The sequence below is a fragment of the Methylobacterium sp. WL6 genome (assembly GCF_008040095.1).
In the GTDB taxonomy this organism is placed as follows: Bacteria; Pseudomonadota; Alphaproteobacteria; order Rhizobiales; family Beijerinckiaceae; genus Methylobacterium.
In genome coordinates, this window is the sequence record NZ_VRVH01000516.1 from 1 (window position 1) to 1,839 (window position 1,839).

3 protein-coding genes are annotated in these 1,839 nt (G+C 73.6%); 1 reads left to right on the plus strand and 2 read right to left on the minus strand.

Going from position 1 to position 1,839, the window contains the following annotated elements; all coding sequences use genetic code 11:
* A partial coding sequence (locus FV230_RS27915; RefSeq protein WP_147844674.1) for an invasion associated locus B family protein occupies positions 1–632 on the plus strand: 632 nt, incomplete at its 5' end.
* 172 nt (positions 633–804) lie between these two features.
* On the opposite strand, the gene FV230_RS27920 is transcribed toward FV230_RS27915, so the two are convergent.
* Entirely contained in the window at positions 805–1,239 is a 435-nt protein-coding gene (locus FV230_RS27920; protein ID WP_147844675.1) for a DoxX family protein, read from the minus strand.
* Positions 1,240–1,253: 14 nt separating this feature from the next.
* A partial coding sequence (locus FV230_RS27925) for an aminotransferase class IV (RefSeq protein ID WP_147844676.1) occupies positions 1,254–1,839 on the minus strand: 586 nt, incomplete at its 5' end.

A 1,839-nucleotide genomic window follows, 5' to 3' on the forward strand; every position in this document is an offset into this window, starting at 1 on the left:
CCCCGGCCCAGAGCACGCCGGCGGCCAACACCGCGGCGCAGACCGGCCCGCAGACCGTGACCGTGAAGTCCGAGCCGAGCCAGGCCGACTGGACCAAGGTCTGCGGCAAGGACGGCGGGTCGGGCACCGACATCTGCTACACCACCCGCGACTTCGTCTCCGACCAGGGCCAGCCGGTCCTCGCGGTCGCCGTGTACGAGATGAAGAACCCGGCCACGAAGCAGGAGGTGCGCGTGGTGCGCTACCTGCTGCCGCTCGGCCTGCTGCTGCAGCCCGGCATCCGCTTCACCGTCGACGGCCAGCAGGGCACCGCCGGCAAGTTCGCGGTCTGCTTCCCCAACGGCTGCTTCGCCGAGGCCGGCGGCGTCGATGCCGGCGTCGTCGCTGCGATGAAGAAGGGCACCACGCTCAACGTCTCGGTGCAGAACCAGACCCAGCGCGAGGTGACCTTCGCCGTGCCGCTCGCCGGCTTCGGCAAGGCCTTCGACGGCCCGGCCATGGACCCGAAGGTGCTCGAGGAGCAGCAGAAGAAGCTCCAGGCCGAGCTCGAGAAGCGCAGCGAGGACATGCGCAAGAAGCTGGAGCAGCCGGGCGCGGCCGGCGCCGGCGCCGCGGCGGCCCCCAAGCCCTGATTCGCGACCGCCGATCCCGCCGTCGGGATCGGCCCCTGCAAATTGACTTTTGCAAGAAGCCCGGCGCCCCGAAGCGCCGGGCTTTTCCGCTTTGGGGTGCCGGCATGATGCGATCGGCACAAGATCCCGTGATCACGGGATCGCAGCATGACCGGATCACGGGATCACGGGATCATCGCCCCGGGGCGCGCCGGCCCGCAGCCCGCGACGCCGCGCGGCGGAACGGCCAGTCGATCGCGCCGCCCGCAAACAATCCGGCCCAGATCAGCACCGGTTGGAAGGCCAGCCGGGGGCCGTGGTACCACCAGGAATCCGGCAGCGGCGGCACCACGATCCCCTCGACCGCCTGCTTGATGTTGGCCGGCCAGACGCAGAGCGCGTAGAGCGCGAGCCCGATCCCGGCCGCCCGGCGCAGGGCCGGGCGCGTCAGCGCCAGCGCGCCCGCGACCTCGCAGAGCCCCGTGCCGAGGATCACGAGGCGCGGCTCCGGCACCCAGGCCGGCATGATCGGCATCAAGGTGTCGGGCGCGGCGAGGTGCACCGCGCCGACGAGGCCGTAGAGGCCGACCAGCCCGCGCCGCAGCCAGATCCGCCCGGGCGTCTCCATCGATCGCCCGTCCGTCATGCGACGACGCTGGCGGGAACGCCGCATTCCGCTGCGACGCGGTCGCGCAGGGCCGCGATCAGCCGCATCAGCACCGGGTGGTCGGTCGCGTAGGCGGTGTCGCCGATCGCCGCGACCGGTGCGACGAGCCGCAGCGAATTGGTGACGAGCACCGCGTCGGCGCGGCGCAGCTCGGCCCTCGTCGCGGACCGTTCCTCGCAGGCGAGCCCGCAGGCGGGCGCGAGCTCGGCGATCACGACGGCGCGCACGATGCCGGCCAGCACCCCGTCGCCGAGCGGCGGCGTGACCAGGCGGTCGCCGAACAGCGCGAAGACGTTGCCGGTGCCGGCGCAGGCGAGGTGCCGCCGGGTGTTGCAGAACAGGGCCTCGTCGAAGCCGGCCGCCCGCGCATCCCGCGCCGCGAGGATCGCGTCGCCGTAGCCGAGGGTCTTGAGCCGCGCCAGCGGCGAGGTCTCGTTCCGGGCGATGGCGGTGGGCCACAGCCGCAGGGGCGCGAACGCGATCCGGCGGTCGCTGACGGCCGCGGTCGCAAACAGCGTCGGGCGCGGATCGAGCGGCGGGGCGAGGCCGCGCGGGCCCGTG